The following is an 18,130-nucleotide window of genomic DNA, read 5'->3' as shown; positions in this document are numbered from 1 at the left end:
AGGGTTTTTTAAAGACAATTAAGGTCTTTGAAAATTACTAAAATAAAATAGTTATTTCCATAACTATTTATTCATAAATAAAACTTATTTTTATGCTGTTACTTCATGTAATTTTCGTGAAGAAATATTGCGTAAACCTTCATTTAACATTTCTGTCATCTGATAAGGAATATAAATAAAATCTATTTGCATTAGTTTATCAGTATATTTTTCATTTAATATTTCAACAGCATCAGCATATAAATCATCGCGTCATTCTTTAATATCTAATTTTTCTTTAAAATAACTAAAAGCTAATGTTTTAGCATTTTGTAATAATGAATCAATTCGTAATGACAGTGTTTTATAAGTATCTGCCAAGGCTAATTCTAAACGATATGTAAAATCCTCATCGGTAATAACGCGTCCATTGTTCCGAATTAAAAGAACATTATCATATAATAATTGGATTGGGTTTGTTGAGTCATGAATTTTTTCTGTATTTAAAACTAATTTTAGTTGATCACGAATATTACTAAAATGCTTTTCTAAAATAGGATTTTTCATTTTTTGCTCTCCTTAATTGCTTTAATTGTCTCCATTATCAATAGTAAATAAACAAACGGATATTAACTATAGTTTGTTAGATTATTTTTATAAGAGTAATTCTTATATAAATATCATAGCATAAGAAATATCTTTTTTTAGAAAAATAAAAAAACACTAAAATATTTTTTAGTGTTTTGTATATTTTAATTAGACTGTCGCAAAGTATAATAATGTACGTACCATTTGTGATACATATGACATTTCATTATCATATCATGCATATACTTTAACTAATTGTTTACCATCACGTTCAATAATTTTTGTTAATGTTGCATCAAAAATTGATCCGTGTGTTTCACCAATAATATCTGATGAAACAATTGGTTGTGTATTATAGCCAAAAGTTTCTGAAGCTGCTGCTTTTATTGCATTATTAATTTCTTCAACTGTTGTTGTTTTTTTCAATTCAACTGCTAAGTCAACAATTGAACCAGTAATAGTTGGAACACGTAAAGCCATTCCATCAAATCGACCTTCCAATTGTGGTAATACTAATGCAACTGCTGCTGCTGCTCCCGTTTTAGTTGGAACAATATTTGAAAAAGCAGCACGTGCTCTTCTTAAATCATCATGTGCTAAGTCCAACAATCTTTGATCATTTGTTATCGCATGAACAGTTGTCATATATCCTTTTTCAATTCCAAATTTTTCGTCTAATACTTTTGCCATTGGTGCTAAACAGTTAGTTGTACAGCTTGCCCCTGAAATAATAGTATCTTCTTTTTTAATTTCCTTATGGTTTACATTATAAACAATTGTTTTAACATCGGTTCCTTTTGCTGGAGCTGAGATTAAAACTTTTTTTGCTCCGGCTGTAAGGTGTTTTGAAGCACCAGCACGATCAGCAAAGAATCCTGTTGATTCAACAACAACATCAATGCCTAATTTACCTCATGGTAACTCAGCAGGATCTTTTTTGGCATAAACATTTATTTTTTTCCCATCAACAATAATAACGCCTTCTTCTGAAGAAATTTTTCCTCTTTTTCATCCTCCTTGGGCTGAATCAAGTTCTAATAATGTTGCTAAAGTTTTTGCCGCAGTTAAATCGTTAATTGCGACAATTTCAACATTTTTTTCGTCAAATAATCTTCTAAAAGCTAAACGGCCAATACGTCCAAACCCGTTAATTGCAATTTTTGTCATCTGCTTTTTCTCCTCTACATATATTTGATACCTTCTTAGTCTGCAATAAAAATATTGCATACTTACTATATATTTTACAACTTATAGAGTCAATTTGCAAGAAAATTAGAAAATATCCAAATTAAAGGTTACTTTATCATCAAAATAGAACCAAATAATAAATTTAATCTTTTTAACCAAAACGACCTGTAATATAATCTTTTGTTTTTGATTCACGAGGATGAGAAAACAATAATGCTGTTTTATTATATTCTATTAACTGTCCCATTCAAAAAAATGCAGTATAATCAGAAATTCGTGCCGCTTGTTGTAAAGAGTGCGTTACAATAATAATTGTAAAATTCTTTTTTAAATCCAAAATTAACTCTTCAACTTTCGCAGTTGCAATTTAATCTAATGCACTTGTTGGTTCATCCATTAACAAAATTTCTGGCTTTAGCGCAATTGCACGAGCAATACATAATCGTTGTTGTTGTCCTCCCGACAAACTTAATGCTGAATCCTGCAAGTTATCCTTAACCTCATCTCATAATGCGGCTTGTCGTAATGATGATTCCACCGTTTGGTCGAGAATTCTTTTATCAAAAATTCCTAAACTTTTTAATCCAAAGGCAATGTTTTCATAAATTGACTTTGGAAATGGATTCGGTTTTTGAAAAACCATTCCAATTTTTGTTCGCAATGAAATAATATTTTGATGATACTGATAGATGTTTTTACCATTATATATAATTGCACCATTAACTCTTGTACCTTCAATTAAATCATTCATTCGATTAATTGCTCGTAACAAAGTTGATTTTCCACATTCTGATGGTCCAATTAAAGCTGTTACTTTGTTTCGCAAAATATTTAAGTTAATATTAAACAATGCTTGTTTGGTTCCAAAATTATAATAAAAATCAAATTTCTCAATTCCTAAAACAGTATTTTTTTGTAACGGAGTTGGTTTTTTTAATAATGTATGTTGATGTTGATTTATTAAGCGGCGAAAAATTTTTTTAAATCATTCTTTAATTTTATTGTTAAAAGATTTTGTTGTTTTTGTTATCATAAATTTGTTCCATTTCCTCTTGTAAATTTTGAATCTTTTGTTCTAAAGCACTAATTGATAGCTGATAATTATCCTTCTTTTTCTGCTGATGCGTATTTGTTAATTGGGTTTTTAATTTTGTTAACTTTGTTTGATATTCTTTTAGTAATTGATTATCGTAATCTATTAGTTTTGTTATGATGTTCTTAACTTTTTTTGAGTTATGTGAATTTTTTTGAAGTCGTTTTTTCAAGCATTTTTTAGTTAGCAAAGAACCACAATAACATTTAATTAAAATACTAATTGTTATTCACCATTTTGGTTGGTGATTATTTTCAAATAAACCAATAACTTTAACAAAAATATTTAAGACTGTAAATTGTAAATGCAAATGTAGCACTTTATTGAAAAAGAATAAAGTGCTTTTTATTTTGTAAAAAATACTTATATTTATTGGATTAATCGTTAGATAGTATCTTTTACACTTAATAAAATATGTTTTTTCAGAAAAATCCATCCTTTCTTTTCTTAAAAAATTTTGAATAATTGTTTTATTTAGTTGTTAGTTAATTGTTAAATATAATTACTAAAAAATATATTTAATAAACAAAGAATTAAAAAAGATAATGAGATAAAAAAAGATACTATCTAACGATTAATCCAAAATTCAATCTTTAAAACTTAATATTTTTTGATGCTTAAAGATGGATAACTCATCTATGGCACGAAGCCTTAAAGAAAGTGTGAAAGCGATTGGATTTACTACTCCTATTTATTTCTTTAATTCTCGGCAAGATTAATCACTTGTGAAATGTCAGAGCATGTGTTTTTTGGCTTGTTTTCATAAAAAGAGTGTTGTTAAACCGAAAAAAACAATATCGGACACTAAAAAAACAAGAGGGTTGGAACTCCAAAAGGTTATTTTCTTTATATAAAGTTGTGTAGGGATGGATGAAGCGTAATTAATAACTGGGTAAACTGTTTTTTTGTTTATTTCCGTATGGGGGAAACTCTATCAAAATATCCTATCCGCCCCCGCTCAACTTTGAAGGTGAGCGGGCGGCGAAGTAATTAAATATTAAAATAAATTATTTACTAAATATCAAAATATTAACCAATAAAGGAATATTATGTTTTTTTTTACAGAAAGGAAAATATTTGATGAAAAAATGAAATAAAAAAATTAAAAATAAATTACAAGAATTAATGATACAAGCTTATCTGGTAACAGTAAATGATATTAATGATGAAATTTGAGCAACAAATAAAAAGAATTAAGGAGTATAAATAAATGACAGAATATAAAAGTAAATATATTAATAAAACTTGAAATGAAATAACAACATCATTTGATTGAGTTAATTGTCAACCTATTAATTGTCGTATTTCACATCATAAAAAGCATTATGATTTGCAATGTTTAGAATGAGCCAAAATGTACTTAAATTTATTTAAAGACAAGTGAGATGTTATTGTTTCATATATGCAATATTATAAAATTAACGATATTTTAGATTTAGCATCCGATGGATGAAAAATATTACAAATTGACAAAAAAAATAAATTAAAATATATTATTGCAATTGACCCTGCTGGAATTGGACAAACTGGTATTATTATTTATAATGTTTTGCAAAAGAAAATAATTAATAATATTACTTTTAATTCCAAAAAAGAAGAAGCAATAAATAATATGTATTTAATAGGCGCTGTGTATATATAAACGGCAAATTTATATCTTGTTAAGTTAATAATAAAATATTTTTAATAAATTGCAACAACTTTTTCAGAAAAAATTAAATTTTTGTAATTTTATCTTATTTTATTCATATTTAAGCGCACTAAAAATAATTTATTAAATTTTAACTAATAAATTTATTTAAAATTTTGTAAAAACATTGTCTTTGCACTTAATCAATTTAAACATGGTCGGAGTTTATCATTTATAACATTAACTACTCAATCTATCATTTTTTGACTAATATTATTAAAATCAATTCCCTTAGAAAGTCAATATCTAAATTCACCGTTCATATGCTCAATTAATGGTTTTTGTTGTGGTTTACCGGGGTCACAAAAATAAACTTGTGTTTCAGCAAATATTTTTATTTCTCTTCATTTACTAAATTCTTTTTCTCTATCAGTTATTATTCCTTTAATTTTCCCAATTAAATTATTATTTTTAACAATATCTTTAAATTTTTCTAAAACTTCATTAGCAGTATTATTTTTTAATTTCATTACAAAATAATTTTTACTTGATTGTTCTACTAAAACTAAATTACTAGATTGATGGTCTTTTCCTACAACAGTATCCATTTCAAATCATCCAACATTAGAAACTTTATTTTCAATATCTCAAATTGATTTAAAGTTAGTTAATTTACCACGATTATCAGTTTTTCCTTTTGTTTTGTATTTTTTACCACGATGGGGTAAATTTTCTTTTTTTAATCCAAATTCACCTAAGCGAATTCATTTATACAATGTTTTAACACAAACAGGAAATTTAACACCAAATTCCAAGAAATAACGATAAATTAATTGTTCGGGTGTATCGTGGTATTTATTAAATCTTATTTTAATAAAATCTAACTGCTCTTTTGTAAATTTAGGTAGTTTTTTAATGCATTTTTTACGTTTTTGTTTATAATCTTTTTGTGCTTGATATGGATTATAATATTGTATATTTTTAAATCGCTTAATTTCTCTTTTAACAGTATTAACTCCACGACCCGTTTGTCGTGATATTTCAGATAAATTAATTGTGCCATTTTTCTTTTTACAAGTATCAGATAATAATAAATCTTTAAATAAATCTCGCTCATCAAATGTTAAATGTTTAAATTTTCTCATTTTTATACAAATTCCTTTCATTTTTTCTTATAATGTATTATATATAAAATAAAGAGGTCAATAAATATGCAAGAATTTAGTAAAATTAATAATAAAAAACGAATTACTAGTTATGAACATTTAAATAAAAAATATAATTTAAATTTTAGTGACTATAATTTTGGTTTTGATTGAGAAGTATTTAAAGATTTTGTTGGTGATAGTTATGCCCGATATTTTACTTCGCCATGTTTTTTTAAGTTTGTCTCAGCGGGGCGTGGTACTAATAAGACATGAAATCACCTAGCAGAAAAATTATTTTTTGCTTGTAATTTTACCGATGCTTCATCTAACATTTTACGAAGATATGCCAATACCCACGAAGATACTACATTTGGCGATACAATTAATGTCTGCAACTATCTATATGATAAATATGAGATTGATATAGGGTATGACAATGAAAATGGTATTGTTTGACCTAAAAATGTTAAAGAAGGTGGCGAAATTGTTTTTCCTAGTGGTGTTCGCATTGCTTTTGCTGGTTATGCTAATGGTAATAAAATTATGGGGAAAGTTGGTAAAGGTAGTGGTATTATATCAGCATGAACTGACGAAATGATACATGCTGAAGAAAAAGAAATCTTAACTGATAAAGAACTAGATAAAAGATATAATAATTTAAGAGTTTCAATGTTTCGTTCTAAAAGTTTTAAAGTGTCTTACGAAAAATACACGGATGAAAATGATAATGAACAATATAATTTAGATAATCCTATTCCAGTAAAAGAATTATCTTGGACATTTCAAGAATGAGACAACATAGCAAAACAATATATAACAGTTACAACATATTTTTATAAAACATATTCTAATCAATTTACCTTTAATCCTTTTGATAAATACCATATCTTTTATGAAAAATTTGTAACGCCATATTTACCTTTAAATGAAAGAATTAAAAATATTTTAAAAGAACACAATCAGGTATATTCAGAAAACAAACAAGCATTTAATGGTTTGGGTATTTTTAATTTGCGTTTAACTATGGGGGCTGTTTGAAATAAAATACCTGATATTACCAAAAAAATTGTTTTAGCAAATAAAGAAGAACGACCCGATTTATTTGAACTTGAATATTACGGTTTTGAATATAACGATAATGACCCCAGTATTTATGTTTTACGAAATTATCGTAAATATATTAAAGAGTATAATTTACAAGATTTTTATAATACAAATACAAAACAATATCAATTTGATAGTTATTCAATTGGTGTTGATTATGCTAATGGTAGTGAAGACCATACAGTATTTTTATTTAGTGGTTATAAAATTAATGAAAATAATGAATATGATAAATATTTAATTAAAAAAATGTTGTTACCCCAAAAAACGCAATGAATTTAAATGAAATAGTTGAACATTACGGACAATGAATAATTAACTGTTTTGATAAATTTGATGGTTTTGAATATGCTACATTTCATTATGATATTAATGCTCATGACTTTATGCAAAAATTACAAGAAGATATTTACCCTTATTTAGGTTATAAAATTAAGATGTTTAAAGCCAAAAAACATCAGACATCCCTTAATAAAGAAGCGGGAATAATTAATCGTGTAACATGAATAAGAAAAATGTTTGTTCAAGGCAAAATATATGGTATATTATATAACTTCCCATTTTTAGATAAGTGTATTAGTGAATTAAGATTTAGCGATACCAAAACAAACACACCCGACAGTAAAATGTACCACGATCCATATGATGCTTTGTTTTATGGTTCTTATCCGTATCGCTTTAAAATGGGTATATAAAATGTATTATAATATTATTGAAATAAAATTAGAGAATATTTCAATTAATTTTTATCTATATTTTTATTAAATCTGTAATAGCAGATTTTTTAGGTTTTGGGCGAGCGGTTGATTTTCTTAAATTTTTGTGATAAAATGACTTACAAGTTAAAAAAGATTTTGAGGTTCTTTCAAACAAATTTGGGAACCTTTATAAAATTCTTCGCTTAACGCTTAGAATTTTTCCCAAGTATTTTGAAAAGCGCGGCAAAAGTTTTTTTAAACTTTAAGGCATTTTTCGCAAAACTTATGAAAATCACCGCGAGCCCAAATTAGTACAATATAATCACAATAATAATCATTTAAATAACTTCCTTTCTCAAATATGTTTAAAAAGTGCTTGTATATATATATATATATAATGTCAATAGATCTTGATAAAAATTTTCAAGATAAAAGAAAGGAAATAATAAAATGAAAAAACTTTTAAGTTTATTAAGTCTATTAACTATTGGTGGAACCGCTGTACCAACAACAATTGCTGCTAGCCCCTATCAAAAAGAAGAAACTAAATTAGAAATTAGTAAAGTTAATTATTCACAAAAAAATAATTTAGAAAAATTAAATAGAGTAAAAAGACAAGATAATAAAAAAAATAATATTGTTGGAATTTCAGAAATTGTTATTATAACAAATAAAAGTATTATTTCTTCCGGTGTAGTTTTAAATAATAAATTATACTTTGGTTCTTTTGATCATAATGTTTATGAATATAATCCTAAAACTGAACAACAAAAAGTTGTAATTACAACAAATGGAAGTATTTTATCTTCTGGAGTAGCTTTAAATAACAAATTATACTTTGGTTCAAAAGATAATAAAGTTTATGAATATGATACATTGCAATTAATTGAATCTAAAATTATTAATATGAGAGATCAAGTAAAAAGAGGGTTATATTTATATCATAAAAAACAAAATCCTAATTCTGAAATTAAACAGATTTTAAATATTAATTTAAAAAATTTAACAGAATCTGAACTTGTTTTAGAAGAAACACAAAAAAAATAAATCATATAATTTAGAACAAGATCTTAATGATATTTGTAAAGATTCTAACTCAACATTTATAAATAATAGTAGTATTGAACAAATTCAAAATACAGTTTCTTGTTCTAAACAATTAACAGAAACAAATACATTTCAAAAAATGAATGGATTTTCTAAATCAGAAACAACATCAAATACTGATAATTGAAGTACAAATGTAAATACTAAAGTTACAGCAAAAGCTAGTAGTAATGCTGGTGTTCCTGTTGTTTTTGGTGCAAAACTTGAAGTTGCAGTTGAAGCTGGTGGTGGTTATACATGAGGGAAGTCAAAAACTTATACTATAACAGATACTTCAAATTCTTCTGAAACAGAAATTAAAACAACCACAAACACTACAACAATAACTGTTCCATCTCAACCAGTAAAGGTGCCACCACATAGTAAAATTTCAGTTTATGTTACTTCTTTACAAAATAATATAGAGCTTATTTTAAATTATTATCAAAAAATTGAAGGTATGGTTAGTGCAAAATTAATTGATAAAAATAATAATGAAATAATAGTTAATATTTCAATTAAAGATGCTATGCTTAGTTTATTTGAAAATGAAATTTTACCCTCAAAAATAAAAATAAATAATGATAATAGTATAAATTTTTACTATGATATTAAAAGTAAAAAAGAAATAATTATGCATCAGACTGAGATTGGGGAAGCTATTCCCTTAAATTCGGAAGAAAAAAATGTAACATTTAAAAATAAAAAAACAGATATAGTGGTAGTAAAGAATTAATTATAAACACGATATGAAAAAGAAATTAAGTCTTTTGGGAACAATCACTTTAATAGGAACAAGTACAGCCAGTTTAGTTGCCTGTAATACACCACAATATATCGAGGAACAATTAAATAAACTAAAAGAAAAAAATAATATAAAAACAAAAAATGGTATTTTAGAATGAATAGCATATCAAGAAAAACCATTTAATCAAGTGGATAATAAATGATATTTTGCTATATGGAAACCTAATAATTCTATTTATTGAAAAATATCAAAATTTAAACACGATACAAATAAAGGAAAAAAAATGAGGATTGAGATCCATTAAAACCATATTATATTGATCTCTTTTTATGGGTTTTTGAAACAAAAGAACAAGATTTATTAATAGATGATCAATCAGAAGGTAAAATAGAACGAATTTTTTGAAATGAAGATAAGGGACGAAATTTTAAAGCAGTTTATCGTTGAAATTTAGAAGATACTAATGTACCTAATTTAATTATTGATAAAACCGGTAATGTAAAAGTTAATGAATAATAAAAAGTCATTTTAATAAATGACTTTTTATATTTCTAATATAATTAATGATAATTTTTCATTATTTTTATTAAATAGTTGTAAATTATTAATATTAATTTGTTCTTTTTCAGTAAAAATTGTAATTTCATAATTACCATAACCTCATATACCTGATATTTCAATTTGATTTAAATTAAATAGTTTTTTATCAAAAGTTATTTTAATACTATAATCAATTAAATCTTCGATTGTACTAATTCAATCTATTTTAGAATAAAGTAATTTATATCATTCAGAAAAATAATTTAAATAGTTTTCTATTTTGTCATTAAAAACAATTAAATTAGTTAAATATTTCCCATATTCACCATCAGATAATTTAATTTCTGATGGAATAAGAGAAGGAATGTTATTTGTTTCTAATTCATTTGTTACGGATAATCAATTAAAAAAATTTGCTTCTAATCGATAAATAGGATTTTCTGAAATATCTTTGTTTTTAACACTTACTTTAATTTCATTATCTTTGTTATTATTAACATTTATTTGTTGTTTTAAATTTCAATCAATAATTTTTCCAGTACTTGAATCAATTAAAGGTTTAAGAGGTTCACCACCACCATTTCAACGATAAACTGCTTTAAAATTTCGTCCCTTATCTTCATTTCAAAAAATTCGTTCTATTTTACCTTCTGATTGATCATCTATTAATAAATCTTGTTCTTTTGTTTCAAAAACCCATAAAAAGAGATCAATATAATATGGTTTTAATGGATCTCAATCCTCATTTTTTTTCCTTTATTTGTATCGTGTTTAAATTTTGATATTTTTCAATAAATAGAATTATTAGGTTTCCATATAGCAAAATATCATTTATTATCCACTTGATTAAATGGTTTTTCTTGTGCTTTAATTTCTTTTCAATAATTTACTGTAATTGGTGGATTAGAACCAATAAAATCAAAATATAATGAATATATTTGTACTTGACAATCTGAAAAATAAAAATATCCTTCTTCTAATCTATTTGGTTTTGAAATTAGTTTAAAATAATAAGGAGCAATTAATTTAATATCATCATTATAGCCTTTATTAATTGCATACTTGCTATATGTATAATTTGATAACATATAAATAATTTGTTTAAATCTTTTGACAACATTTTCATTAAGAAATGTGGAATTATCTAATTTTCAATTTTCAAATAAACCATCAATTACATCTTCTGGTTTTTGTCCTTCAAATTTTTGGCGCAGTTCAGCCACTTTATTGGTAGGATTACCTTTTTCATCGTATTTTGCTCCTTGAAATTTACGGTCATAATTATAACGATATGTTAAATAATTTAATAAAACTTTTTCTAAACCATTTTTATTTACCAAATCTAAAATATCTTTTCCTTGAATATAGTTTTTGGCTATACTTCATGGTAAAAAACTTTCAGTAAATCAATACTGAAATATTCTTACATTAGGGTTTGTTTCAATTGGCATTGATAGTAAAGGTACTAAACTAGCGTTTTCAACTATTGATGATGGATAAGAATAAACACCATTAACATTGCCTCAACACTTAATATTTCCAAATAACATTGATTTAGGGTATTTAATTTCAATCCCAGTAAATACTGTGTCTTCGGGTAATGATTTTTGTAATACTAAATGAATACTATTTTGGTTTTTTCATTTAAAATCAGTTATTTTAACTAAATGCATAGATTTAATAATATTAACACCATCGGGTGAATAAGGGCCTTTGTATTCTTCAATGATATAACATTCATTTTTGTTATCTTCACTAATTGGCTCATTAATAGATACTATTTTTAAGTCATAGGATTCTAAAAATTCTTTGTCTTGTTTTGAAATATCATTAATTAAAATATCTTTTTCATCAATCATAACATAACTTGTGCTATTATCTTGGACTGTGGTATTTTGTTGAATTTGTAATTTAAAGTTAAAATCACTAATTTCATAACCAGTTATTTTAATATATTCATCTTTGTCAATAAAACCTATTTTAACGCTATTTTGAGAGTAATTTAAGATTGGTTTTTGCTTTGTCTTAACAATATTATTAATTTTATAAATATATAAGGTTCTTGCACGGTCTTCAGTAAATAATTGTTCTAAGTCAGGGTTGCTGTACTGCGATTGAGCAGCAAAATCTAACGGAATACTATCGATTGAATAGTCAATTGGTTCATCATTTTCCGCTAATTGTGCTAACATTTTTTCAGATGGTTTTAACATTATTCTTGTTCTCCTTCTTCATTAGGCATATTGATAATAGTTTCGTTGTTTTTTAATTGTCTGTTTAAAGTAGCATTTACTGGTAAGCGAACATCAACAATTAACTCATCAATATTTTTAATATTGAATGTTCTACTGTTTAAAATCGCATTATCATATTTAATTAACTTAATAATGAATTCAGTTAATTTAATTTCTCTAATATATATCATTTGTTCATATGATGCGTTTGTTTGAATATTTACTCCCGCAACTTCTGCTTGTGTTTGTTGGGCTCCCTTGGCGATTGCGGGAACATGATGGCGATTTATTTTATAGTAATTAGTTAATAATCAATCATATATTTTGGTTAATTGTTCACCTTTAAAATTACCCGCAATATAATCTACTGGTTGAAAATTACTATCAGGGTCTCCTTCAACTAATAACAAGTCATTTTCAATAAATGAAGCTAGCATTTTACTAATTTCTTGGTCAACTACACCAGTCACGCCGTTAGTATTAATAGTAAATTTACCACTATTTAATAATGGATCTAACATTATCTTTTCAGCAATAATATCTAAAATACTAGCAAATTGTTTACCATAACGAGCAGAAGGCTCAAAATTAGGGTTATTAGGAATAATTTGAATTGGAATAAAATTAAGTGGTAATATTTCTTCTCTTTGTAAAGTTGTATAGTTATTTCATTTAGCATCATCAATATATAAGTCGGTAATAGTACTATATAATCGTGTTTTTAACTTTCTAATAACTTTAACTTGTTTAGTTACAGCATCAATCTCTAATTTTTCAGTAATAAAAATACTCTGGTCATTTTTAATATAAGAATCATAATCAAAAGTACAAGATACTAAATTACCTAATTCATCATATTGGTCATTGTAAAAATCAATAGTAATAAAATTAAGTTTTGAATTATTAACAAAAATAAAGTATGTACCCCTACCATTCTTATTAATTTTATATTCGTTATATCAATTTTTATTAGTAAAGTCTTGCATCTTTAAAAAGTTATTAATTAATTTAGTATCTAATTGTTGATTAGTAAGTGGATTATAAATGCTAATTTCTAAATCTCGTGGATTTAAAAAATTAGCATTATCTTCACAAATTCTTTTTTTTAAAATCTCATTATGTTTTTGAACAGTAACATTTTTACGATTAGTAATAGTTGATGCTAAATTAAGATAATAACTATCAATATCATAATCTTTTTTTATTTTCTTTTTTGCTGGTAACAATCCCATTTATAACTTCCCCTTTATTTTGTTTCTTCTTTTTTAATAACATCTTCAATACTATCTTCTTTTTGTTTTTTTGTTATGTGTTTTGATAAATCTAATTGTTTCAATAATCAAAACTATAATTCCAGCTCCGATAAGCATTGCTGAAACAATAACATATGCCGGTCAAGAAATACCTAATGTTTTTTCTCCTATAAAACAAATAATAATTCCTGCGATAAAAAACAATGATGAAACTCCAAAGATTTTCAAAAACATAATTACATCTTTAATATTTACTTTTGACATAATAACATCTCCTTTCTAATTTACCTTTTTTCTTTCAATAAACACAAATCCCAAAGGTCTAAATGTTGCTGGACCATTAACTCCAATATTAATCAATCTATCAGGATTAATAGATAATGCTAAACATGCACTATTAACACCTATTTGATCATATATAACACCTATTGTTTGTCTAAAACTATGCCTTGTTTGCAACATCCCTTGACTTTTTAAATCTCCTTTGATATTTTTTCCTGAGGCTCAAATTCTATAAATATAATTTTCTTTATCAAAATTAGGAATAGTATATCCTTTTTGTCCAACTTTAAAATCACTAGTATCAACAATTTCTCAATCTGGAACTTTTGGTATAACAATTGATTTTTTTAATTCATCTAAAATTTCTTCTTTTATTTTTGCAAGTTTTTCATCTTTAATTTTTTCTATAACAAGTTTATCTAATAAAGCATCAACTTCTAATTGAGTATAATATGCTTCTAAATCAATCATTGTTAAATCAATACCTTCTTCTTGAAAAGTACGAAACATTTTCTTTAAAGTTGTTAAATTAGCCAATGATTTTGCATAGGTAGGCAATAGACCTTGTTAAGTAATCATAGGGTCATTTTGCGATGAATAATTAATATCACCAACACTCATATTTGCCGAAGTAAAAAATTCAATTGGAATGCGGTTAAATGTTCAATGCTCAATCGTAATAAACACCATATTAATACAAATTTTCTTTAATAATGGATCTTTAAATGTTTCAAACTTTAGTTTTGAAAATGAATAGTTTAAGTAAGAATTAATCATATTTTTGGCTCTTAAAGCAAATGTTTTAAATCATAATTCTACATCACCTTTAAAGAACTTATTATAACGAACTGGAACTTGTGTAATTTTACCTGTCATTGGAATAAAATTATTATAATTTTCCAAAGTAACATTTTGTCATAATTCATTTAACATTTAATCATCTCCTTATCATTTACTTTTTTTAAAATATATTTTCTTTAATATAAATTTTTTACTATTTAGTAATGTTTTTGTTTTAATTGTTTTGTTTAAATCTTGTTTTGTTCTGAGTTGTTTATATGCTTGAAATACTAGTCCATTACCTAACAAACTAGTAACCACACTATCTTCTAGCGTATTTAACAATTTATCTTTATTAAAGTTATTTTTAAATTGTTCTTGCATTTTTAATATCTTAGCAATTATCCGATATATTTTAAAACTATCTTTTACTACTTGCTGATAAACAAGTGGGGCAAAAGAAACTAAATTAAACAAACTTGTTTTTTTAAATCCCCAACCAATAAACCACTCACTGTTCATATAGAATTTAAACGGTTCAGGAGCCAAAACAAACTGTTCTGCTTTGATTAAAGTTGTCATAACGACAATAGGGACATATTTAGGATTTTTATAATATATTGTTAAAGCAACTTCTCCCGCAACTGATAATGGAACAATTTTTACTGCTAAAAAAACATCAGAACCATAAGCAAAGGGTAATAATTGGCCTTTTTTAATAGCTTTAGTTTCAAATTTAGAGAATATTTTTTAGTTTTATCAGTAATTTTATTAATTACTTTTTGTTTAATTGTAATTATTTGTTTTTCAATTGGAGCTAATAATTTTTTAGTTACTTTTTGAATATAAAAATTTGGGTTTAAATGATTTAAAATTTTATTTAATTTAATTGGTGTTTGGTGAAAAATATTTAATAATTTATTATTATATATTTTACTGCTCCGCATTAAATTAGCATTTAATAGTAGATTTTTACCAACACCTTTTTTATGAAGATTAGTCATAATGTTATATCACTCATTAGTATTAATTTTGCTTATTTTATCAATATTTAATCCATATTCATATAACAATTTATTAGCATTTTTTTTCATTTACGCGCGGTATTTTTTGAACTAATGTAGGGCTTATTTTTTGAATATTTTTCTCAATTTTTAATAAATTATTAATTGTTTCTAAATTAGAAACTTTAAAACCTTTATAAAAATCATTTCGGGCCAATTTACCAAATGTATATAATAAAGTTTCATTATTAGCCTGCTTTTAAAAATCAAATATTAATTTATCAGATAAAATCTTTTTGCCTGTAACTTGTTTTACAACATCTTCTAAATTATTAGCAGTTATTACACCTAATTTTTCAAGTAATTTAGTTTCTTTTGCTAATTTTAAAATTCTAGTTGTTCGAGCAGCACGCGTTAATTTACCAACACCGCCAATTGCTGGAAACAAATTTAAGGCGGTACTTTTTGCTGTTACTTCTGATGTTAATTTATCATATATTTGATTTACGGCAAAATCGGTTGCTGTTTCTACTCCAAACGAAATAAATGCTGCGGCAAAATTAGATAATCCCGTACCAAGACCAACAGCCGAAGCAATACCACCAGTTAAAACTGATAAACCAAGAGCTAAAACTTGAATTCCTAAAAATTCTAATAACTGTAAACCAAAATTTTTTTCTTGTTGTTGGATTGACAATCTAGTTGGATTTTTTTAACAGCATAAATAAGAGCTGTTTTAGATGTTCTAATTGGCATATCTATCAAACGAAAAAGTACTATTTTTTAGTACTATTAAGAATTTTTAATTTTAACATCAATCGGAGATGTTTGACCAGTAGCGTTGTTTTTACCTTCAATTTGAACAGAAACAGTTTTATCATTTGTAATATTAATTGGTCAATCTTCACCTTTACTTTCAATAAAGTAATCAAAATCACTTTCAGTTAAAGAACTATTTACGGCTTTAACTGCTTTTAAAACAACATCTTTAAATTGTGGTTTTAACTGTTCTGCTGTTGTTTGTGTTGGATTTACAACATGAATAGTTGGTTTATCTAATTTATTAATTTTACTAATATCAATTTTTGTAACAATATGTTTAATAATTCCTTTAGGTTCAACTACTGCTCCACCTAAATATAAAACTCTTTCCATAATTAAAGTATTACCCATTCCAGTACCTAACGCAGCAGCACCAACCCTTAGCGGAGTATGGTCTTTTTTGCGTAAAATAAGAGGATCATATTTTTTACTAAATTTAAAGGCAATTGCATTAACTCCGTTTGGTAATAATTCAATTGTTCCTTCTGAACCATCTTTATTAATAATTGGTAATTTTTTAGGAACCATATAATATGTTGTTCCTTCAACAGTTTTCATTGCTCCACTTGTTTCAATTACGCTATTTATTTGGTCATTTGCGCCAAGTTGTAACTGTAATTTATTACGAATTCCACGAATAAAATCTGCCGAATCCAAGACAACTGTTTCTGATGGGGTAAAGCCATTTTCATATATTTTATCCATAATTTCATCGTGGATTTGTAAAGCATTTGTATCATCTGATTTTTGTCCTTGAATAGTTGTAACAGTTCCTTTATTAATAATTTCTAAAATTTTATTGCGTTTATAAGCAACTTCAGTATCCATTGCTTGCTCAATATCAGCCGCCCAAAGATTAGGATTAAAATCATTTTCTACAGGGTCTAATTTACGAGCAAAAGTTAAAATTGTATCTAATTCAACTGTTCCATCTTCAAACTTTACTTCAGTATAGTTTAAAAGACTGTCATCAGTATTAAATACTTTTTTATCTTTTCCTATACCTTCATTATATTTAATATTTTTCTTTCTTTTATATGTTAAACCAAACTTATTTGCTTCTTTTCACGCAAATAATGCCTCTCAGCTAAATTTTTGTTGATAAGTTTGTAAATATCATTGGTCAAATGATTCACAATCTTTTTGTGTTGCTTGATTAACAATATCGCCGAATATTCTTTGTGGATTTTGTGCCATAATTTTATACCTTCTTTCTTATTTATTAAATACATTGTCTGTATCTAAAATATTGTTTTCTTTATTTTCTGATTTTGGTACGCCACCAGTATTAACTGTTTGTACCTTAATTAATTCATCATAAACACTCTGCAATTGTACTTTAATGATTTCAATATCATCAGTAATATCATAAGATTTTAATAAAACATTTTTAAAATCTTCATTATCAGTTAAAGAATTAATAAAATCAATTACTTCAATTTGTTTTAATTGAATTGTTTGTTCTTCAATTTGTGAAGTTAATTCAGTATTTTTTGTTTGTAGTTCGTTGATTTGTTGATTACTATTTTCTAAATTACTTGCATTTAATTCTTCAACTTCAACAGTATTTTCTAAAATAATTTCAGCAGTTTTAATATCTAAACTATCATCTTCATTTTTAATAGGTTCATTATTTTTATCAATAAGAACAAATTTTACATTTTTTAATGCCATTGTTTTTCCTCCTATTTTTTAATACTTGTATTTGTTCTTTTTCTAATCGCTTTTTGTATAATTTCGAAACTATCGACTCGAAAAGATAAAAAATAGCGTTTAGTTTTTATATTTAACTGATTAAATACTGAGCCTTTAATTTTTATCTCATCATCTTTTTTTAATTTCAAAAAAGCAGATACAACTGACGGATTATAAATTGATAATGTTGAGTAATTTAATCCTTCTCACTGACATTTCGCAGAACAAGCATCAACTTCAACACCAGCAGCAACCAGT

At 25.3% G+C, this 18,130-nt stretch carries 23 protein-coding genes and 1 pseudogene; 7 read left to right on the top strand and 17 right to left on the bottom strand.

Going from position 1 to position 18,130, the window contains the following annotated elements; translation table 4 throughout:
• Nucleotides 1-90: 90 nt before the first annotated feature.
• The 4 genes and pseudogenes from AACL22_RS10175 to AACL22_RS10160 all read right to left on the bottom strand — a co-directional run bounded on the left by AACL22_RS10175 (nucleotide 91) and on the right by AACL22_RS10160 (nucleotide 3,020).
• On the bottom strand, nucleotides 91-546 hold the full coding sequence (locus AACL22_RS10175) for a hypothetical protein (protein WP_338991902.1): 456 nt from the start codon (nucleotides 544-546) through the stop codon (nucleotides 91-93).
• A 189-nt stretch (nucleotides 547-735) separates the two neighbouring features.
• Nucleotides 736-1,734, bottom strand: a complete 999-nt coding sequence (gap, locus tag AACL22_RS10170) for a type I glyceraldehyde-3-phosphate dehydrogenase (RefSeq protein WP_338991901.1) — start codon at nucleotides 1,732-1,734, stop codon at nucleotides 736-738.
• Nucleotides 1,735-1,906: 172 nt separating this feature from the next.
• A pseudogene (gene pstB / locus AACL22_RS10165) lies at nucleotides 1,907-2,674 on the bottom strand (phosphate ABC transporter ATP-binding protein PstB).
• Nucleotides 2,675-2,759: 85 nt separating this feature from the next.
• Nucleotides 2,760-3,020, bottom strand: a complete 261-nt coding sequence (locus AACL22_RS10160; protein WP_338991898.1) for a hypothetical protein — start codon at nucleotides 3,018-3,020, stop codon at nucleotides 2,760-2,762.
• 1,038 nt (nucleotides 3,021-4,058) lie between these two features.
• Between AACL22_RS10160 and AACL22_RS10155 the strand changes: the two genes are divergently transcribed.
• Nucleotides 4,059-4,490 carry a hypothetical protein gene (locus AACL22_RS10155; protein WP_338991896.1) on the top strand — a complete coding sequence of 144 codons (432 nt, stop codon included), beginning with the start codon at nucleotides 4,059-4,061 and terminating at the stop codon, nucleotides 4,488-4,490.
• A 152-nt stretch (nucleotides 4,491-4,642) separates the two neighbouring features.
• Here the strand turns inward: AACL22_RS10155 and AACL22_RS10150 are convergent, their stop codons facing one another.
• The gene (locus tag AACL22_RS10150; protein WP_338993064.1) at nucleotides 4,643-5,623 is read right to left on the bottom strand and encodes an IS30 family transposase; all 981 of its coding nucleotides are present in this window, start codon (nucleotides 5,621-5,623) and stop codon (nucleotides 4,643-4,645) included.
• A gap of 66 nt (nucleotides 5,624-5,689) precedes the next feature.
• Here AACL22_RS10150 and AACL22_RS10145 point away from each other — a divergent pair, with 66 nt between their 5' ends.
• The 6 genes from AACL22_RS10145 to AACL22_RS10120 all read left to right on the top strand — a co-directional run bounded on the left by AACL22_RS10145 (nucleotide 5,690) and on the right by AACL22_RS10120 (nucleotide 10,232).
• The gene (locus AACL22_RS10145) at nucleotides 5,690-7,012 is read left to right on the top strand and encodes a hypothetical protein (RefSeq protein ID WP_338991894.1); all 1,323 of its coding nucleotides are present in this window, start codon (nucleotides 5,690-5,692) and stop codon (nucleotides 7,010-7,012) included.
• On the top strand, nucleotides 7,003-7,425 hold the full coding sequence (locus tag AACL22_RS10140) for a hypothetical protein (protein WP_338990150.1): 423 nt from the start codon (nucleotides 7,003-7,005) through the stop codon (nucleotides 7,423-7,425). Before AACL22_RS10145 ends, AACL22_RS10140 begins: the two co-directional genes overlap by 10 nt.
• A 453-nt stretch (nucleotides 7,426-7,878) precedes the next feature.
• Entirely contained in the window at nucleotides 7,879-8,475 is a 597-nt protein-coding gene (locus tag AACL22_RS10135) for a hypothetical protein (RefSeq protein ID WP_338991892.1), read from the top strand.
• A 139-nt stretch (nucleotides 8,476-8,614) separates the two neighbouring features.
• Nucleotides 8,615-9,250 carry a hypothetical protein gene (locus AACL22_RS10130; protein ID WP_338989166.1) on the top strand — a complete coding sequence of 212 codons (636 nt, stop codon included), beginning with the start codon at nucleotides 8,615-8,617 and terminating at the stop codon, nucleotides 9,248-9,250.
• A 13-nt stretch (nucleotides 9,251-9,263) separates the two neighbouring features.
• Complete coding sequence (locus AACL22_RS10125) at nucleotides 9,264-9,566, top strand: lipoprotein (RefSeq protein WP_338990153.1); 303 nt, start codon at nucleotides 9,264-9,266, stop codon at nucleotides 9,564-9,566.
• A 516-nt stretch (nucleotides 9,567-10,082) separates the two neighbouring features.
• A complete protein-coding gene (locus AACL22_RS10120; protein ID WP_338991890.1) occupies nucleotides 10,083-10,232 on the top strand; it encodes a hypothetical protein in 150 nt (49 codons plus the stop codon).
• A gap of 295 nt (nucleotides 10,233-10,527) precedes the next feature.
• On the opposite strand, the gene AACL22_RS10115 is transcribed toward AACL22_RS10120, so the two are convergent.
• The 12 genes from AACL22_RS10115 to AACL22_RS10060 form a co-directional block, all read right to left on the bottom strand.
• On the bottom strand, nucleotides 10,528-12,015 hold the full coding sequence (locus AACL22_RS10115) for a hypothetical protein (protein WP_338991887.1): 1,488 nt from the start codon (nucleotides 12,013-12,015) through the stop codon (nucleotides 10,528-10,530).
• A complete protein-coding gene (locus tag AACL22_RS10110; protein ID WP_338989934.1) occupies nucleotides 12,015-13,268 on the bottom strand; it encodes a hypothetical protein in 1,254 nt (417 codons plus the stop codon). Before AACL22_RS10110 ends, AACL22_RS10115 begins: the two co-directional genes overlap by 1 nt.
• Before the next feature lie 51 nt (nucleotides 13,269-13,319).
• Entirely contained in the window at nucleotides 13,320-13,553 is a 234-nt protein-coding gene (locus AACL22_RS10105; RefSeq protein ID WP_338991885.1) for a hypothetical protein, read from the bottom strand.
• A 15-nt stretch (nucleotides 13,554-13,568) separates the two neighbouring features.
• Nucleotides 13,569-14,129, bottom strand: coding sequence for a hypothetical protein (locus AACL22_RS10100; protein ID WP_338991883.1), 561 nt, complete (start codon nucleotides 14,127-14,129; stop codon nucleotides 13,569-13,571).
• A 9-nt stretch (nucleotides 14,130-14,138) separates the two neighbouring features.
• On the bottom strand, nucleotides 14,139-14,504 hold the full coding sequence (locus AACL22_RS10095) for a hypothetical protein (RefSeq protein WP_338990156.1): 366 nt from the start codon (nucleotides 14,502-14,504) through the stop codon (nucleotides 14,139-14,141).
• A 12-nt stretch (nucleotides 14,505-14,516) separates the two neighbouring features.
• Entirely contained in the window at nucleotides 14,517-14,933 is a 417-nt protein-coding gene (locus tag AACL22_RS10090) for a hypothetical protein (protein WP_338990158.1), read from the bottom strand.
• 86 nt (nucleotides 14,934-15,019) lie between these two features.
• Complete coding sequence (locus tag AACL22_RS10085; RefSeq protein WP_338991880.1) at nucleotides 15,020-15,445, bottom strand: hypothetical protein; 426 nt, start codon at nucleotides 15,443-15,445, stop codon at nucleotides 15,020-15,022.
• On the bottom strand, nucleotides 15,429-15,572 hold the full coding sequence (locus tag AACL22_RS10080; protein ID WP_338989351.1) for a hypothetical protein: 144 nt from the start codon (nucleotides 15,570-15,572) through the stop codon (nucleotides 15,429-15,431). Before AACL22_RS10080 ends, AACL22_RS10085 begins: the two co-directional genes overlap by 17 nt.
• Nucleotides 15,573-15,614: 42 nt before the next feature.
• Nucleotides 15,615-16,052 (bottom strand): hypothetical protein, encoded by a 438-nt coding sequence (locus tag AACL22_RS10075; RefSeq protein WP_338990161.1) that lies wholly within the window; start codon nucleotides 16,050-16,052, stop codon nucleotides 15,615-15,617.
• A gap of 95 nt (nucleotides 16,053-16,147) precedes the next feature.
• Nucleotides 16,148-17,374 carry a hypothetical protein gene (locus AACL22_RS10070; RefSeq protein WP_338990163.1) on the bottom strand — a complete coding sequence of 409 codons (1,227 nt, stop codon included), beginning with the start codon at nucleotides 17,372-17,374 and terminating at the stop codon, nucleotides 16,148-16,150.
• 18 nt (nucleotides 17,375-17,392) lie between these two features.
• Complete coding sequence (locus AACL22_RS10065) at nucleotides 17,393-17,851, bottom strand: hypothetical protein (RefSeq protein ID WP_338991878.1); 459 nt, start codon at nucleotides 17,849-17,851, stop codon at nucleotides 17,393-17,395.
• An 11-nt stretch (nucleotides 17,852-17,862) separates the two neighbouring features.
• The gene (locus AACL22_RS10060; RefSeq protein WP_338990165.1) at nucleotides 17,863-18,021 is read right to left on the bottom strand and encodes a hypothetical protein; all 159 of its coding nucleotides are present in this window, start codon (nucleotides 18,019-18,021) and stop codon (nucleotides 17,863-17,865) included.
• Nucleotides 18,022-18,130: the final 109 nt, after the last annotated feature.

The sequence above is a fragment of the Spiroplasma endosymbiont of Seladonia tumulorum genome, assembly GCF_964020235.1.
Classification (GTDB): Bacteria; Bacillota_I; Bacilli_A; order Mycoplasmatales; family Mycoplasmataceae; genus Spiroplasma.
This window is presented reverse-complemented; position numbering and strand designations above follow the sequence as displayed.